The sequence below is a fragment of the Haloferax marisrubri genome (assembly GCF_001469875.2).
GTDB lineage: Archaea > Halobacteriota > Halobacteria > Halobacteriales > Haloferacaceae > Haloferax > Haloferax marisrubri.
The window spans coordinates 522,656-538,044 of record NZ_LOPW02000018.1 but is presented as its reverse complement, the minus strand read 5'-3'; the positions used below and the strand labels follow the sequence as shown (position 1 = coordinate 538,044).

Here is a 15,389-nt window from a genome sequence, read left to right as displayed (position 1 = left end):
CCCCGCCACGAGTCGGCCGACGCGAGCGAACTCGTCGTCGGCGTCGAGTGCGGCGGGAGCGACGCCACCTCGGGCATCGCCGCCAACCCCGCCGTCGGCGACGCCTGCGACCGCCTCGTCGCGGCCGGGGGAACCGCCTCGTTCAGCGAGACGCCGGAGTTCATCGGCGCGGAGCACGTTCTCGCGGAGCGGTGCGCCGACGAGGAGACCCGCCGCAGACTGCTCGACCGCGTCGAGCGCCGCGAGGCGACCGCCGACCTGATGGGCGTCGACCTCCGGGGCGCACAGCCCTCGCCCGGCAATCAGGAGGGCGGTCTCACGACCATCGAGGAAAAGAGCCTCGGGGCGATTTCGAAGGGCGGGACGACCCCCGTTCGCGGTATCGTCGACTACGCAGAGCGCCTGCCGGTCGGCGGCGGCCTCGTCCTGATGGACACGCCGGGCTACGACGTGGAGAGCGTCGTCGGCAAGGTCGCCGGTGGCGCGCAGATTATCGTCTTTACCACCGGCCGCGGGAGCACTACTGGCAACCCTGTCGCGCCCGTGGTGAAGGTCACGGGCAACCCCCGGACGTGGGAGCGCATGCGGTCGAACATGGACGTGAACGCCGGGTCGGTGGTCGAGGGCGACGCGACCATCTCCGAGGCGGGCGAGCGCGTCTACGACGAGGTGCTCGCCGTCGCCGGCGGAAAGCGAACCGGGGCCGAGACGCGTCGGATGGAGGAGTTTGCCATCACGGAGGTCCACCCGCGCGAACTCGCGGAGGTGCGGGGCACATGAAGGGCCGCGTTCTCGACGGGGCCGCCCTCGTGCTGGCCGACGGCGACAGCGTGGCGACGGCGCTCGAAGACCTCGACGCCGGGCGCGAGGTTCGCGACGGAAACCACGCGGTGACGCTCGCGGACGACGTTCCGTTCGGCCACAAGTTCGCCCTCGAACCGCTGTCGGCCGGCGAGACGGTTCAGAAGTACGGCGAGGTCATCGGGCGGGCCACGGAGGCGGTCGCGGCCGGCGAGTGGGTCCACACGCACAACTGCGAGAGCACTCGCGGCCGCGGCGACGTGGCGGCGACGGAGGCGGAGCGATGACCGAGAACCGCCTCGCCGACCGAATCGGCCGCGACTCGTTCGCGGGCTACCGCCGACCCGACGGCCGCCTCGGCATCCGCAACCGGGTGCTCGTCCTCCCGTCGGTCATCTGCTCGCACGTCGTCGCCGAGGAGATAGCCGCCCGCTCGCCGGGCGCGGTGGCCGCGCCCCACGACCACGGCTGTGGGCAACTGGGCGCGGACGCCGAGCAGACCGAGCGGACGCTCGTCGGCCTCGCCGGCAATCCCAACGTCGCCGGCACGGTCGTCGTCGGTCTCGGCTGTGAGACGGTCCGGAGCGATGTCGTCGCCGCCGCGGTCGAAGAACGCGGACTTCCGGTCCGCGAACTCACGATACAGGACGCCGGCGGGACTGACGCCTGCGCTGACCGCGGCGTGGCCGCCGTCGCCGACCTCCGCGAATCGGCGGCCGCGCAGGAGCCAGCTGAGCCAGACGACTCGGGCGCGACGGCCGACGACTCGGCGGCGACGCTCGGCGACCTCACGGTCGGCGTCGTCGTCGATGACCTCGCGGACTCGACCAGACGGCACGCGCACCCGCTCGTCGCCGAGTTGGTCGAGCGAGTCGCGGCGGCCGGCGGGCGGGTCGTCGTCGCCGGAAACGAACGATTCGCCGCGCACCCCGACGAGACGCGGGCGCTCGTCGGCGACGCGGCCGCCGACCGACTGCTCGACGCGGCGGACCGCCCCGCGAGAGCGACGCGCGTCGGAACGGAGGCGGCGGCCCAAGGCTTCGAGGCCGCGACGGGATTCATCGGCGACGCGCCGGTCGCGGATGTCGCGGCGTACGGCGAGCGAGTCGCCGATGGGGACGCCACGGGCGAGGGCAGGGTAACACTACTGGACGCGCCCTCCCGGGTCGAAGAGGCCGCGACCGGCCTCGCCGCCGCGGGCGCGCATCTCGTCCTCCACGTCACGGGACAGGGGACGCCCGCCGGCCATCCCGTCGTCCCGGTGGTGAAACTCTCCGGCGACGCGGACACCCTCGCGGCCGTCCCCGGTGACATCGACCTCGACGCCCGCGAGGCGGACGCGGACGACCTCGAATCGCTCCTTCTCGCCGTCGCCGACGGCGACCGGACGTGCGCCGAGCGGCACGGACTCACGGAGTTCGCCATCGCCCGCGCCGGCCCGTCGACCTGACTCGTTCCGGGTCCGTGTCGGCGAGTCGGGTACGTCGCCTTCCGCCTCGCCAATCTTTATTGGGTGGTAGTGTCACACCCGGTCGTAGTGGTAGTCAATCAGCAGGCTCGACCAGCGAGTCGAGGACAGCGGAGCGCACTCGCGCTCATCGGCATCTCGCGCGTCGCGTGCGGGTCGCTCTTCGGGACGGCGATGGCGCTCTACATCGGAGAACAGGGGTCGCCGTTCGCGGTGAGCCTCGCGTACGCGGCGTTCTCCTTCGGACTGTTCGTGTTCGCCCCGGTCTGGGGCGCAATCGCAGATATCACGGGTCGCCGGCGGGCGATACTCATCGGGACCGCGCTCCTCTCGACGCTCGCTATCGCCCCGCTGACCCTCACCGCGTCTGTCCCGCTCCAAATCGCCTGTCGCGGGCTGTTCGCGGTGTTCACAGCCGGCTTCCAGTCGGTGATTCTCACCATCGTAAGCGAGTCGGGCGGCGAGTCCGGCCGCGGGCGCTCCATCGGCTTTTACAGTAGCGCCCGCTCTTCGGGAGCCATCAGCGGTCGGCTGTTCGTCGGCTACCTCGTCGGCGTGCTCGTCCCGACCGACCTCTATCTCGTCGTCGTCGGATTCGGCCTCGTGGCGACCCTCCTCACGCTCCGTATCAGCGACCCGACGCCGCCGTCCGAACAGACGCTGACCGCGGGCCGGCTCCTGGGGGAGGTCCGCGGTCGGCTCCTCCCCGGTGGCGCGCGGCGCGAACTGTTCGAACGGACCGGACTCGGCTGGCTGTACGTCGGTATCGTCCTCCGGAACATGACCGAGAAGGGCTTCATCTCGGTCGTTCCGGTGTTCCTCGTCGCCGACGTGGGCCTCTCGAACGTCGTGATGGGTGCCGTCCTCGCGGTCAGCCCCGCGGTCCGGGTGGTCTCGATGTACGGTTTCGGCCGCCTGAGCGACAGTATCGGGCGGAAGAAACTCATCGTCGGCGGTCTCGCCGGAAGCGGCGTGCAGGCGCTCGTCGTCGTGCTCGCGCTCGTCCCCGACGGACAGTTCGCCCGCATCGGTATCAGCAGCACCGCCTTCTTCGTCCACGCGGTCACGTTCTCCATGCTCACCGTGGGTACTATCGCCTTCGTCGCCGACGTGGCCCCGGTCGACCGCGAGTCCGAACTGATGGGACTTCGCTCGACCGCCCGCGGCCTCGGCGGTGTTCTCGGCCCGCTCGTCGTCGGCGTGCTCGCCACTCGGTTCGACTACGCCACGGCGTTCGTCTGCACCAGCGTCCTCGCGTTCGTCGCCGCCGGCCTCGTCGGGCGGACGCTCACGGAGAGCTTTTCGCCCGAGTGAGTCGAACCGCAGTCCCACGCCCGCGTCCCCCGCTCGTAAACGCTTATCACGCCGCCCGCTGACGTTCGAGTCGATGACGCCTACAGTCACAGTCACTCTCTCGTCCGACGGTGAGCGCCGATGACCGAGACGCCGGTTCGAGTCGGAATCGTCGGCTGTTCGAGCATGGGACGGTCCCACGCCGAAGCGCTCGCCGACATCGACGGCGCGGCGCTCGTCGGCTGTGCCGACCACACCGCGGAGACCGCTCGTTCGTTCGGCGAGACGCACGGCTGTCCGTCGTACACCGACCACGCCGACCTGTTCGCCGACGCCGCGCTCGACGCCGTCTGCATCTGCACGCCCAACGGAGCCCACCGGGACATCGTCGTCGACGCCGCGGCAGACGGCATCGACGTGCTCTGCGAGAAGCCGCTGGAAATCACGCCCGACCGCGTGGAAGACATGGTCGAGGCCTGCCGCGACGCGGGCGTCACCCTCGCGTGTATCCTCCAGCGGCGGCTGTTCCCCACGATGCAGTTCGCCCGCGAGGTGGTCCGCGATGGCCGGCTCGGACGACTCGTGTTCGCCGACGTGCGGGTGAAGTGGCACCGCGACCGCTCGTACTACGACGACTCGTCGTGGCACGGGAGCGCCGGCCTCGACGGCGGCGTCCTGTTCACGCAGGCGCTCCACGGCATCGACCTGCTCCAGTGGGTCGCGGGCGACGTGTCACGGGTCGCCGGCACCGGCGACGCGCTGTACCACGACATCGACGCCCCCGACACGGCCGCGCTCTCCCTCCGATTCGAGGACGGCGCGCTCGGGCAGGTGTCGGCGACGACGGCGACGCGGCCCCAACAGCCCATCAGTCTCGAATTCAACGGGACGGAGGGGACGCTCCGCGTCACCGAGACTGGCGTCGAACTGTTCGAGGTGAACGGGGAGAAACAGCCCGTCGAACTCCCCGACCCCCGCCCCGAAGGCCCGCACGTCGCGCAGATACGCGACTTCGTCGAGGCCGTCTCCGAGGGACGACCGCCGATGGTCCCGCCCGCCGAGGCCAGAAAGGGCCTGGACATCATTTTCGCCGCCGAGGCCTCGGACAGTCGCGGTGAGTGGGTGTCGGTGCCCTCTCTCGGCGGCCTCGGCAACCTCGGCGACGCGGACGACTGAGCTCGCTTTCCTGACCGACGACGTCCTCGCGCCAGCGCCCGTCAACAGCTATTTGAGCCTCTCCCGCGTCGCCCCGGTATGGAGAGTGCGACTCTCGGTATCATCGGTTGTGGAGCCATCAGCGACGTGTACTTCGAGGCGGGGAACCGCTTCGACGCCCTCGATATCGTCGCCTGCGCCGACCTCGACACGGAGCGCGCGGAGTCGAAGGCGGACGAGTACGGCGTGCCTCGCGTCCTCCCGACAGAGGACCTGCTCGCCGACCCCGAAATCGACGTGGCGGTCGTGCTCACACCGGCGGGCACCCACGGCGACCTCGTGTCGGCCGCGCTTCAGGCTGGCAAGCACGCCTACACCGAAAAGCCGCTCGCGGCGACCAAGGACGAAGGCGAGGCGATTCTGGAGACCGCCGCCGAGCGGGGGCTGACCGTCGGCGTCGCGCCCGACACCGTCCTCGGAACCGGCATCCAGACCTGCCGCGACCTCATCGACGAGGATCGCATCGGCGACCCCGTCGGCGCGACGGCGTTCTGGTCGAACCACGGCCACGAACACTGGCACCCGGACCCCGACGGCTTCTACGCAGAGGGCGGCGGCCCGCTTTTCGACATGGGGCCGTACTACCTCACGTCGCTCGTGACGCTCCTCGGCCCGATTCAGTCGGTCGCCGGCACCGCGAACACGCCGTTCGAAGAGCGCGAGATAACGAGCGAACCGCGCCGCGGCGAGCGGATTCCGGTGTCGGTGCCGACCCACGAGACGGCCGTCGTGACCTTCGAGAACGGCGCGACCGGGACGCTGCTCACGAGTTTCGACGTCTGGGAGTCGGAACTGCCGGGGTTCGAGATTTACGGCACCGAGGGGACGCTGAGCGTCACCAACCCCAACCGGTTCGACGGGACGCCCCGCGTCCACCTCAGCGACGACGACGACGGCGAGTGGCGCGAGGTCACCGTCGAACGCGACCACCCCGGACAACAGCGCGGCCTCGGCCTCGTCGACCTCGCGTACTCGCTCGACTCCGACTGGGACCACCGGACCAGCGGCGACCTCGGGTTCCACGTCCTCGAAGCGATGGACGGCATCCGCGAGTCCGCCGAGGAGGGCGCGTACGTCCAACTCTCGGCGCAGTGCGAGCGCCCGCCGTCGGTCCCCGATGGCTTCCCGACTGACGTCGGCCCGGCGGGCGACGCGGAGTGAACTCGGGAGTGAACGTAGGAGTCGGTGCGGGAGCGAGAACGGGCGTCAGTATGGGGGCGAAAACAGGCGTCGGAGCCGGTACCGGTTTCGGTGTTGGCGACGGCGTCTGAACAGCAGTCCCAATCGAGGTTTTTCTTTCAGTCGGCCGGTTGTTCCGCGTCGTCCGCGACGTCGATGTCGAGGTCGTCGGTGAGCGGTTCGCTGTTCCGGTAGTCGATTCTGTCGTGCGCGTCGAAGCAGGCCGCCTCGTGGCGGTCCGACGGGCCGCTCATGCCGGAGAGGTCCGGCGTGTTCGACGTGCAGTACTCCCGCGCCTCGGGACAGCGGGTGTGGAACCGACAGCCGCTCGGCGGGTTCTCCGGGTCCGGGATGTCGATTTTCCTGACCGGCGGCGTCTCGATGGGGTCGTTTATCTCCGAGAGGCCGGAGGTCGCCCACAGGAGGCTCTTGGTGTACGGGTGCTGGGGGTTCTTGATAATCTCGTCCGCCGGGCCGATTTCGACGATGCGGCCGAGGTACATGACGGCGATGCGGCCGTCGGCGCGACCGGCGAGGTACCGGGCGTTCGCCATGTTGTGCGAGATGAAGACGAACGAGGTGCTGAACATCTCCTGCAGTTCGAGGAGGAGGTCCATCAGGTTCACCCGAAGCGACACGTCGAGGGCGCTCACGGCCTCGTCGGCGAGGATGAGGTCCGGTTCGAGGAGCATCGACCGGACGATGACGGTCCGCTGGGCCTCCCCGCCGCTCAGTTGATGGGGGTACCGCGAGGCGTAGTCGTCCGCGGGGGTGAGCCCGACCGTGTCGAGCATCTGGTGGACGAGTTCTCGCCGTTCGACGAGGTTGAGCTCCGGCCGCCACTTCTTCAGCGCCGGGTTGAGGTTCTTGAATATCGTCCGGTTGGGGTCAAGCGAGTTCCCGGCGTCCTGGTGGACCATCTGGAGCGACTTCCGAATCTCCTTGTACGGGATGTCGCCGGGTTCGAGGTCGGACTTCCAGATGTCCTGTCCGCGGAAGCGGACCGTCCCCGAGGTGGGGCGCTGGAGGCCGATCATGGCCTTTCCGAGCGTCGTCTTGCCACAGCCGGACTCGCCGACGAGCGCGACCACGTCGTTCTCGCCGATGTCGAGCGAGACGTTGTCGACGGCGCGGACGACGCCTTTGTCGTCGCCGAGGAAGCGGTCGAGGATGCCCTCGTTGCCGCCGAAGTGGACGCTCAGGTCGTCGACGCGGAGCAGGGGGTCGTCGCTCATTTCGAGACCTCCTTCTTGAGGGGAATCGTCTCACGGGCTTCGTCCGTGTAGAAGCACGCGGCTCCGTGGTCGTCGGACACCTCGATGAGGTCCGGGTTCGTCGCCCGACACTGCTCGTCGGCGAGCGGGCATCGGGTGTGGTACGAACAGCCCTTGGGGACGTTCAGCGGGTCGGGACTCGTCCCCTCGATGGACGCCATCTCGTCGAGGTCGGCGTCGATGTCGGGTATCGAGTTGAGTAGCTCCCGCGTGTAGGGATGGGCGGGGTCCATGACGATGTCCTGTACCGGGCCGAGTTCGAGCAGTTCGAAGGCGTACATCACCGCGAGGCGGTCGGAGATGCGCGCGACGTGGCTCAAGTCGTGCGTCACGATGACGATGGTGAGGTCGTACTCGGCTTTCAGCTCCGAGAGGAGCTTCAGAATCGACTGCTGCATCAGCAGGTCGAGCGCGGCGGTCGGCTCGTCCATCACGAGCACGTCGGGGTCGAGGATGAGGCTCAGCGCGATGAGCGCGCGCTGTTTCATCCCGCCGGACAGTTCGTGGGGGTAGGCGTCGAGGACGCGGTCCGGTTCGAGGTGCACGTCGGAGATGAGCTGTCGGGCGCGCTCCATCCCTTCTTGGATGTCGTAGTCGTGCGCCCGGAGCGTCTCGACGAAGTGGTCGCCGATGCTGAGCGTCGGGTTGAACGAGTCGAGAGCCCCCTGTACGACCATCGAGACGCGCTCCCAGCGGAACCGGCGAAGCTCCTCCTTGCTCAGGTCGTTGACCTTGATGGGCTCGCCGCCCTCCGGCGGGTTGAACACCACGTCGCCGGTGAGCGTCCCGGGCGAGTCGATGGCGTCGAGCATGGAGTCCGCCAGCATCGACTTGCCGGACCCGGACTCGCCGACGACGCCGAGAACCTCGCCGCGGCGGACGTTAATCGACACGTCGTCGAGGACCCGCGCGTCCCCGCGTTCCATCGCGAACGCGACGCTCGCGTTCGTTATCTCTAACACGTTGTGCTCGGCCGTTGGCTCGTCTGGCATCTTCTGTTTGGTGTGTTGTGTCGCCATGGTCAGTCCCTCTCGTCGGTTCGTACGGCGGGCGAGCGGTCCCACCCGTCACGCGTGCGTATCGTCAACATGTGACCGTAGTAGGAATCTATCACGTTCAATACTACTTAATACTTTCCGCCGGCGCAGTTGACGCGCGCCGATTTCGTGGTCTTCGGGCGGTTCGACCGGCGATACCGGCAAACTATAAGTTCGTCCGCGATGTCCGTGCTGACATGGCGCAAGCGCAAACGCGACAGAACGTACTGTGGACAGTTCGCTCCAAACTCGGCGGTATCACCTCGGCGGTGGTCCTCCTCGGCGCGTTGTTGATTCTCCTGGGTGCCGCCCTTCAGACCGGCGTCTGGGCGGGGATGTTCGGAATAATCGGTGGGTTACTGGTGTTCGTGGCCGTCGCGTTCCGAGTTGTGCTGTGGGCGTACCGGCTGTTCTGATCACATCATGGTGAACCCGTAGTACACCCCGACGAGCAGGATCACGAGTATCACGAGGCCGAGCAGGTACCGCGTCGTATTTCCTTCTTTCTCCACTTTCATGGTTGAAGTCCGTTTGGTAGGTCGATAGCGCGTGTGTTAATCTTTTCCCCGTGACAGCGTAGCACGGCCGCTCCCGGGTCGAGACAACGCAAAAAACAGCGACGCGAAATCGACCGACTGGGTCGAGTCGGTTAGTCCGCGGCGGACGCGGCACCGTCGCCGCCTTCCGAGCCGCCGCGACCGCCTTCCATGTCGTCGGTCGAGACGGTGGCCGCGTGGCGAGCGCGCAGACGGGGGTTGAACAGTCGGTCCGTCCCCTGCGCGAACAGCTGAAGGCCGTACGTCATCGTGACGATGAACAGTATCGGCGCGAGCAGCCAGTGGAAGCGGTCCATGCCGGACAGCGCGCCGCCGTTGCGGGCGATGTTGAGGACGACGCCCCAGTTGCTTGTCGTGAACGGCAGCACGCCGATGAAGTACAGGCCGACGGACTCCATCAGGATGTTCCGCATGGAGCCGACGGTCCCCATCGTCAGCATCGGCATGAGCCGGGACATGACGTTCTTCGAGAGGATGCTCGACGTGGGCAGACCCAGCACACGCGAGGCCTCGACGTGGGACTCACCGCGGATGGTGAGCACCTGCGAGCGGAGCTGTCGGGCCAACCGTGGCCAGTTGTCGATGGCCAGCACGAATCCAACGAACACCGGACTCTTCGGTTCGAGAATCACGGCGAGGACGATGACGAGCGCGAGGCCGGGGATGTTCATCATCACGTCGGTCACCGTCATGAGCACCTTGTCGATGACGCCGCCGAGGTAGCCGGACGTGACGCCGAAGAAGATGGCGAGTCCGAGCGTGACGAGGGCCCCCGACAGCATCATGACGAGCATCGGGCGGGTCGCGAGCACCTGCTGTGCGAGGAGGTCGCGGCCGATGTCGTCGGTACCGAGCGGGTAGCGCATGTTCTCCAGCGGTTGCAGGAGAATCGGTCCCTGCATCGGTCTGACCTCGGGGACGATGTACGGCCCGAACAGCCCGAGGAAGCCGAAGATGCTGAGGATTATCGCGCCGACGCGCGCCCGCGGCGAGGTCCAGATGATGCGGAACGGGGTCAGGAGGCTCTGGTCGATTCGCTCTTTGATGTACTCGCCGCGCGAGAAGTCGGAGCTATCGACGTCGAAGCTCATCGCACCGCTGGCCGAGATGCGGTTGCCCTCGATGCGGTCGTCGATGGTCTCGGTCTCGTCCGCGCCGCCGCCCCGCAGGCGGTTGACGAACCGCTGGAGGGTTTCGCGGTACGACCGCGAGTAGGACTCGCGCTGGGTGTGACCGGCGCGCGGGTCGATGAACCCGTAGGTGAAGTCGGCGATGAGCAGGCCGACGACGGTGACGATGGTAAAGAGGATGACCGCCGCCATGACCGTCGTGTAGTCCCGCGCCATCGTGGCCTCGTAGAAGTAAAAGCCCATGCCGCGGTAGCGGAATATCTGCTCCATGATGACCGAGCCGCCGAACAGGCTGGCGAGGCCGGCCATGAGACCGGTGTACATCGGGAGCATCGAGTTCCAGCCGATGTACCGCAGTTGAATTCGGCTGTCGGGCAGTCCCCTGAGTTCCGCCACGTCGACGTAGTCCTCACCGATGATGCGGGTACAGTGCGCGCGGAACTCGAGGCCGCCCCACGAGGTCAGCGCGAACGACATGATGGGCAGCGCGGCGTGTCGCAGCACGCTGGCCATGAACTCGATGTTGAACCCGGGCGTGAGCGCGTTGTCGTAGCGCCCGCCGTTGGGGAAGAACTCGGTGCCGAACCCGAGCGTGAACAACAGCACGAGGCCGACGATGTAGTACGGGACGGCGTCGGAGAAGATGACGAAGTAACTCCCGACCACGTCCCAGGTGTCGCCCTCGTGGACGGCGAGGAAGCCGCCGATGAGGAACACCATGATGGTGCCGATGACGAGGGCGAAAAGCGAGACGAACATCGTCCACGGGATCGCCGGTCCGAGCACGCTCCAGACCGGGTCCGAGTAGAAGATAGACCGCCCGAAGTCTAGTTGCGCAACCGATACGATGTATTCGACGTACGCCTGCAGCATCGGCTTGTCCGGGTTGACGTTCGAGTACATCTCGACCATCTGGTTGAGGCGGGTCGACGAAACCGCCCCCCCGGACCGCTGTCTGATCTGCGCGGCGATGTAGTCCATCGGCCCGCCCGGTATGAGCCGGACCGTCACGAACGAGAACGTGATCGCCGCCCAGACCGTTATCAGGGCCTGCGCTATCCGGCGCACGTAGTAATTTTTCTCGACCATCCTTGCTAGTTCTTACCTCTCATGTGGGTACTTAATCATTATGAATAGGGCTACTTTCGACCGCAATCGACCGAACTGTCTCACCGTCGTCTCGTCCGGAGGCGTTCGCGTCGGCCTCCGGACGGGGAGTTCACCGCATGGTTGGTACGTATGGCTGTCTCGGTGAGACGACGGAATCTCGTTCAGGCGGCGGCGCTCGGCGTGGTTACTGCCCTCCCGCCGGGTGGAAGTACTCGGTTCCCATCTTGGCCATGTACTGGCAGTAGGAGTACTGACCGATTTCGACGATCTCGTAGCGGTACGCCGGGTTCAGGTTGTTGTTCGGCGGCTTCGTCGCCCAGTTGTCATGATTCAGCCAGTAGCCGCCCGTGCCGCCCTCCTCGTTGATGAGCATCATCGGGAGCGACTGGTTGAATATCCACGAGACTTCCGCGACCTTCTGTCTGCGCTCTTCGTCCGACATCTGCGTCCGAAGCTCGTTGAGCTTGTCGATGACGTCGACTTCCTGGAGGTCGCCGGTCGGGTCGCCGATGGGGTACGGCACCTCGACCACGCGGTCCATCGCCCAGCTGTCGTTGCTCGGAAGCGGCTGTCCGGACAGCGACTCTTGGACCCTGAAGGAGTTCGAGAAGCCGAGGAACGGCGGGCCGGACTTCGCGCCGCCCCAGTTGTCGAACAGCAACTCCCAGTCGCCGGACTCCATCGTCTTCCCGGCGCGGATGGTCGCCTCCTGTGCGGTCACTTCGGTCTGGAGACCGAAACTGTCCAGGTAGGACTTCGCGATCTGCGCGAACCGCAGGGCCATCGGTTCCTCGTCGGACGTCGCCGTGTAGAACCGCAGGGTGACGTTCTCGCCGTTCGGGTCCTTCCAGCGGTTGCCCGACTTCGAGAAGCCCGCGGCCTCGAGGAGTTCGGTCGCCCGCTGTTCGTCCACGTCGTCTTCCGTGTGGGCGTACCGTTCGAGCTTTGCGAGGTCGCCGCTCGGCCAGTTCGAGTTCCCGCCGAACCATGGCACTTCCTTGTCCTGCCCGATGCCGGACGGAATGCGGTCTTCGACCCAGTAGGTGCCGTAGTCAGGCACCCACTCGACGAGCGGCTTCCGGGGGACGATGTGGTGAATCGCCTTCCGGACGCGCGGGTCGCCGGTGATGTCGCTTTGACAGTTGAGCAGGACGCCCATCGCCCCGCTGCGCATCTGCGGCGTGATCTGGTCCTCGGAGAGGCTGTCGGCCGGCCCCCACCCGTTCTCCTTGAGTCGGTCGCGGGCGGACTGCGACTCCGGCGGGTAGCTCACGTCGATGACGCCCTCCTGCATCGCCTTGGTCCGCTGTTGCTGGTTCGGGTAGCGGTGCCAGTCGAGGCTGTAGTCTATCATGTCGCCCGTGATTTCGCCGTTCGACCACTCGGCGTCGCTGAAGGGGCTGACGTAGTCGTCGTAGGGTTCGAAGTGCGCGACGTTCTCCTCCCCGCTGACGAACTCCCAGACGGAGTTTCCGGGGACGTTCGCGTTGTCCCAGACGTCCTGCTGAACCGCCTGCATCATCTCCTGTTGGGCGGCGGTCCGCTCCGAGTCGGTGGTGGCGTCGTCGAACATCTCGGCGTACTGCCCCCAGATGTCCCGGTGCGCCCAGAGCCACGCGCGGCGCTTCATGTGGCCGAACTCGAATATCTCCCGGCTGATGTCGGGTTCGACCAGGTCGAACGTGAGTTCGTACTTCCCGGTCTGCTCCACGTTCTCGTACAGCGGTTGCGCGCCGTAGCCCTTGTGGACGGTCTGCATCAGCTTGCCGATTTTGAGCTGGGTCGCCACGTCCTCCGCGGTCAGGTCGTCGCCGTTGTGCCACGTGTAGGTGTCGCGGATGTTCCACGCGACCTGGCCGCTGTCGGCGTACTCCCAGTCCTCGACGACCATCCCTTTCGTCTTGTTCGACACCTTGTCGTGGACGGCCAACTGGTCGAACATCGCCCAGTACCATCGGAACGAGAAGTTCGCGGCGTTGCCGTAGGGGTTGAACCGGGCGTTCGTCGGCGCGAGCGAGATGATGTGGTCGAGCGTCTGGCCCGACGACTGGCTTGTCGATTCGCCGTCGGTCGTCGTGCTCCCGCCGCCACCCTCGTTTTCGAGGGGGGTCGGCGTGTCCTCGTTACTGCTACTACTACAACCGGCCAGCGCGGCGGCACCGGCCGTGGCACCGAACGCGTTTCGAAGCAGACGACGGCGCGTCTGTGGCGATACGTCTTCCCACTCGTCGTCGCTGATCCACTTGTCGGACTCAGCGCTGCTTTGCGAATCCATCACACAGTACCCATTACGACTATTCTATATATACCCATCGATAATGGTAATTATTTAATGACACTTACCTTGATTGCGTGGCCGCCCCCGCGAGCCCCTCCGGGCGAAACGCGAGGCGGTGGCCCCCAAAGGACTATTATCCCGTTTTGCGAAATCGCCGGTAATGGGAACCTCAGAACAGTCGTACTTCAAATGTTGGATTTGCCGAAAGAAGATGCTGTGGACCAGCGTGCTCTCGTTCACGCTTCTCATCGTCGTGCTCGGACTCCTCGCGATGACGGGTATCGAGCGCGGGACCGCCTCGTACGTCGTTCTCATGATGGACTTCGCCCTCGCCGGCATCCTCCTCGTGACCGTCGGCGTCGTCTTCTGGCGATGCGGCTATCTGAGCGACGCCCTCGACTGACTGACTGACTGACTGACTCTCGGCCCGGTCTAGTCTGGTCCGATTCGTCCCGACCGGTCTCGTTTCCTTCTCGCCGCCGCTCTCGACTCGCGTCGCCGCCGTTTTTCATATCACGCTGTCATTTTCGGCGCTAACACACCGCTGTCCGTCGATTTCAGCGTCGAGTACACGTCCGAGACGGCCGTTTTCGTTCGCGTACGGGGAACTCAGAACCCTCGACCGAGCGGGCGTCCTCACCGAACCGACGGTCTGTCAGCGCCCCGTACCTGATAATCCCGTTCTCAGGGCTTCTATCGGTGGAAATGAGGTCGGTGGGAATCTGTCGCTTGCCGTGACGCCGCTACAACCGTAATGCTCGTCACCCCGCGTTCTAATCGTTTCGTCACCTGTCCGAGATGGCTGAAAAAGAGCTGTAGAGCGCCTCAAACCCGAGTTATCTATTTCTCCAATTCTGTTCGCCTAGGGGGAACAATTCACCCAGTTTGCGGCGTCGACACGCACTTGTGAACTCGTCGCGTTCGTCGGAACGACACCGAATGACTGGCTTCGACTACGACGACTGGTTCGACGGCGTCCTCCGAGCCAGCGACAGGAGCGACGGCTCGGTCGCGTCCGCGGGCGAACCCGGCAGGACGTTCGCGGCGTGGCAGGCGTCGTTCCGCGACGAACTGCGCGACGTGCTCGGGTTTCCGGCGATGCGTGACCGCGCCGCCGAGAGCATTGACGCGAGGCGACGGGAGCGCCCGGGAGCGACGGTTCAACATCCGAGTTACGAGCGACAGACGTGGAGCGTCCGTACGGAACGGGGGTTCCGCGTTCCGTTCTACCTGCTCGTCCCCGATTCGGTGGACCCGCCGTATCCCGTCGTCGTCGCGCTTCACGGCCACACCGAACACGGCAAGGACCTCGCCGCCGGGGTCGCCGATGACGAGGCTGCTCGCCGTCACATCGCCGACGACCGACGGGACATCGCGCGGCAGGCGGTCCGCCGTGGCTTCGCCGTCGTCGCCCCCGACATGCGCGCCTTCGGTGAGCTATCCCCCGGCGCGGCCGACGAATCGAACGCGTTCGACGCCGTCAGCGCGTGTACGTACTGGCAGAAGCGCGCCCAACTCGTCGGCCGGTCGCTCGTCGGCGAGCGCGTCTGGGACGTGGGCCGTCTGGTCGACTTCGTCGCGGACCGCCCCGACCTCGACGCGGACCGACTGGCCGTCTGCGGTCACTCCGGCGGTGGGACGGTCGCGCTCCTCGCGAGTGCGCTCGACCAGCGAATCGGATGCGCCGTCGCCTGCGCGTCGGTCTGCCCGTTCGAGGACTCCATCGTCCCCATCGACCACTGCCTGTGCAACTACGTCCCCGGCCTCCGACGCCTCGGCGAGGTGTGGGACGTCGCCGGTCTCGTCGCCCCGCGGCCGCTCCGCGTCGTTGCGGGTGAATCCGACCCCATCTTCCCGATAGCAGGGACGAGACAGGCGTTCGACCGAATCCGCGGGCGGTACTGCGCCGCGGACGCCGAAAGCGAGTGCAGTCTCTTCGTCGGCGACGGCGGTCATCGCTTCTTCGAGGCCGGCGCGTGGCCCTTCCTGCGCGACCGACTCTGAGCCGCGCGCTGTCCCCGCCCCCGTTTCCGTCTCTCGCCTCGCG

Annotated in this window: 12 protein-coding genes and 1 pseudogene; 9 read left to right on the top strand and 4 right to left on the bottom strand. The window is 66.7% G+C overall.

What is annotated here, in order from left to right; translation table 11 throughout:
- The 6 genes and pseudogenes from AUR65_RS20385 to AUR65_RS17385 all read left to right on the top strand — a co-directional run.
- Nucleotides 1-780: pseudogene (locus AUR65_RS20385) on the top strand (UxaA family hydrolase); the annotation flags it as partial.
- The gene (locus AUR65_RS17405) at nt 777-1,088 is read left to right on the top strand and encodes a UxaA family hydrolase (RefSeq protein WP_058568146.1); all 312 of its coding nucleotides are present in this window, start codon (nt 777-779) and stop codon (nt 1,086-1,088) included. The pseudogene AUR65_RS20385 and the gene AUR65_RS17405, both read left to right, overlap by 4 nt.
- Nucleotides 1,085-2,251, top strand: a complete 1,167-nt coding sequence (locus AUR65_RS17400; protein ID WP_058568145.1) for a UxaA family hydrolase — start codon at nt 1,085-1,087, stop codon at nt 2,249-2,251. Before AUR65_RS17405 ends, AUR65_RS17400 begins: the two co-directional genes overlap by 4 nt.
- Nucleotides 2,252-2,398: 147 nt before the next feature.
- The gene (locus AUR65_RS17395; protein ID WP_084816521.1) at nt 2,399-3,583 is read left to right on the top strand and encodes an MFS transporter; all 1,185 of its coding nucleotides are present in this window, start codon (nt 2,399-2,401) and stop codon (nt 3,581-3,583) included.
- Between the two features lie 120 nt (nt 3,584-3,703).
- Complete coding sequence (locus tag AUR65_RS17390) at nt 3,704-4,738, top strand: Gfo/Idh/MocA family protein (protein WP_058568144.1); 1,035 nt, start codon at nt 3,704-3,706, stop codon at nt 4,736-4,738.
- Nucleotides 4,739-4,816: 78 nt separating this feature from the next.
- The gene (locus AUR65_RS17385) at nt 4,817-5,938 is read left to right on the top strand and encodes a Gfo/Idh/MocA family protein (protein WP_058568143.1); all 1,122 of its coding nucleotides are present in this window, start codon (nt 4,817-4,819) and stop codon (nt 5,936-5,938) included.
- A 137-nt stretch (nt 5,939-6,075) separates the two neighbouring features.
- On the opposite strand, the gene AUR65_RS17380 is transcribed toward AUR65_RS17385, so the two are convergent.
- Entirely contained in the window at nt 6,076-7,191 is a 1,116-nt protein-coding gene (locus AUR65_RS17380; RefSeq protein ID WP_058568142.1) for an ABC transporter ATP-binding protein, read from the bottom strand.
- On the bottom strand, nt 7,188-8,249 hold the full coding sequence (locus AUR65_RS17375) for an ABC transporter ATP-binding protein (protein ID WP_058568155.1): 1,062 nt from the start codon (nt 8,247-8,249) through the stop codon (nt 7,188-7,190). The genes AUR65_RS17380 and AUR65_RS17375 overlap by 4 nt, the downstream gene beginning before the upstream one ends.
- A gap of 215 nt (nt 8,250-8,464) precedes the next feature.
- Between AUR65_RS17375 and AUR65_RS17370 the strand changes: the two genes are divergently transcribed.
- Nucleotides 8,465-8,683, top strand: coding sequence for a hypothetical protein (locus AUR65_RS17370; RefSeq protein WP_058568141.1), 219 nt, complete (start codon nt 8,465-8,467; stop codon nt 8,681-8,683).
- A 233-nt stretch (nt 8,684-8,916) separates the two neighbouring features.
- Here the strand turns inward: AUR65_RS17370 and AUR65_RS17365 are convergent, their stop codons facing one another.
- Entirely contained in the window at nt 8,917-11,043 is a 2,127-nt protein-coding gene (locus AUR65_RS17365) for an ABC transporter permease subunit (RefSeq protein ID WP_058568140.1), read from the bottom strand.
- A 205-nt stretch (nt 11,044-11,248) separates the two neighbouring features.
- Complete coding sequence (locus AUR65_RS17360; protein WP_058568139.1) at nt 11,249-13,339, bottom strand: ABC transporter substrate-binding protein; 2,091 nt, start codon at nt 13,337-13,339, stop codon at nt 11,249-11,251.
- A 163-nt stretch (nt 13,340-13,502) separates the two neighbouring features.
- Between AUR65_RS17360 and AUR65_RS17355 the strand changes: the two genes are divergently transcribed.
- Together AUR65_RS17355 and AUR65_RS17350 are read left to right on the top strand one after the other, a co-directional pair.
- The gene (locus tag AUR65_RS17355) at nt 13,503-13,745 is read left to right on the top strand and encodes a hypothetical protein (protein WP_233194414.1); all 243 of its coding nucleotides are present in this window, start codon (nt 13,503-13,505) and stop codon (nt 13,743-13,745) included.
- Nucleotides 13,746-14,281: 536 nt separating this feature from the next.
- The gene (locus AUR65_RS17350; RefSeq protein ID WP_058568154.1) at nt 14,282-15,346 is read left to right on the top strand and encodes an alpha/beta hydrolase family protein; all 1,065 of its coding nucleotides are present in this window, start codon (nt 14,282-14,284) and stop codon (nt 15,344-15,346) included.
- The last annotated feature ends 43 nt before the right edge of the window (nt 15,347-15,389 follow it).

Excerpts from the sequence above, each read along its gene's own strand:
- AUR65_RS17405 (WP_058568146.1), top strand. The coding sequence starts at position 777 with ATGAAGGGCCGCGTTCTCGACGGGGCCGCCCTCGTGCTGGCCGACGGC.
- AUR65_RS17400 (WP_058568145.1), top strand. The coding sequence starts at position 1,085 with ATGACCGAGAACCGCCTCGCCGACCGAATCGGCCGCGACTCGTTCGCG.
- AUR65_RS17390 (WP_058568144.1), top strand. The coding sequence starts at position 3,704 with ATGACCGAGACGCCGGTTCGAGTCGGAATCGTCGGCTGTTCGAGCATG.
- AUR65_RS17385 (WP_058568143.1), top strand. The coding sequence starts at position 4,817 with ATGGAGAGTGCGACTCTCGGTATCATCGGTTGTGGAGCCATCAGCGAC.
- AUR65_RS17380 (WP_058568142.1), bottom strand. The coding sequence starts at position 7,191 with ATGAGCGACGACCCCCTGCTCCGCGTCGACGACCTGAGCGTCCACTTC.
- AUR65_RS17375 (WP_058568155.1), bottom strand. The coding sequence starts at position 8,249 with ATGGCGACACAACACACCAAACAGAAGATGCCAGACGAGCCAACGGCC.
- AUR65_RS17370 (WP_058568141.1), top strand. The coding sequence starts at position 8,465 with ATGGCGCAAGCGCAAACGCGACAGAACGTACTGTGGACAGTTCGCTCC.
- AUR65_RS17365 (WP_058568140.1), bottom strand. The coding sequence starts at position 11,043 with ATGGTCGAGAAAAATTACTACGTGCGCCGGATAGCGCAGGCCCTGATA.
- AUR65_RS17360 (WP_058568139.1), bottom strand. The coding sequence starts at position 13,339 with ATGGATTCGCAAAGCAGCGCTGAGTCCGACAAGTGGATCAGCGACGAC.
- AUR65_RS17355 (WP_233194414.1), top strand. The coding sequence starts at position 13,503 with ATGGGAACCTCAGAACAGTCGTACTTCAAATGTTGGATTTGCCGAAAG.
- AUR65_RS17350 (WP_058568154.1), top strand. The coding sequence starts at position 14,282 with ATGACTGGCTTCGACTACGACGACTGGTTCGACGGCGTCCTCCGAGCC.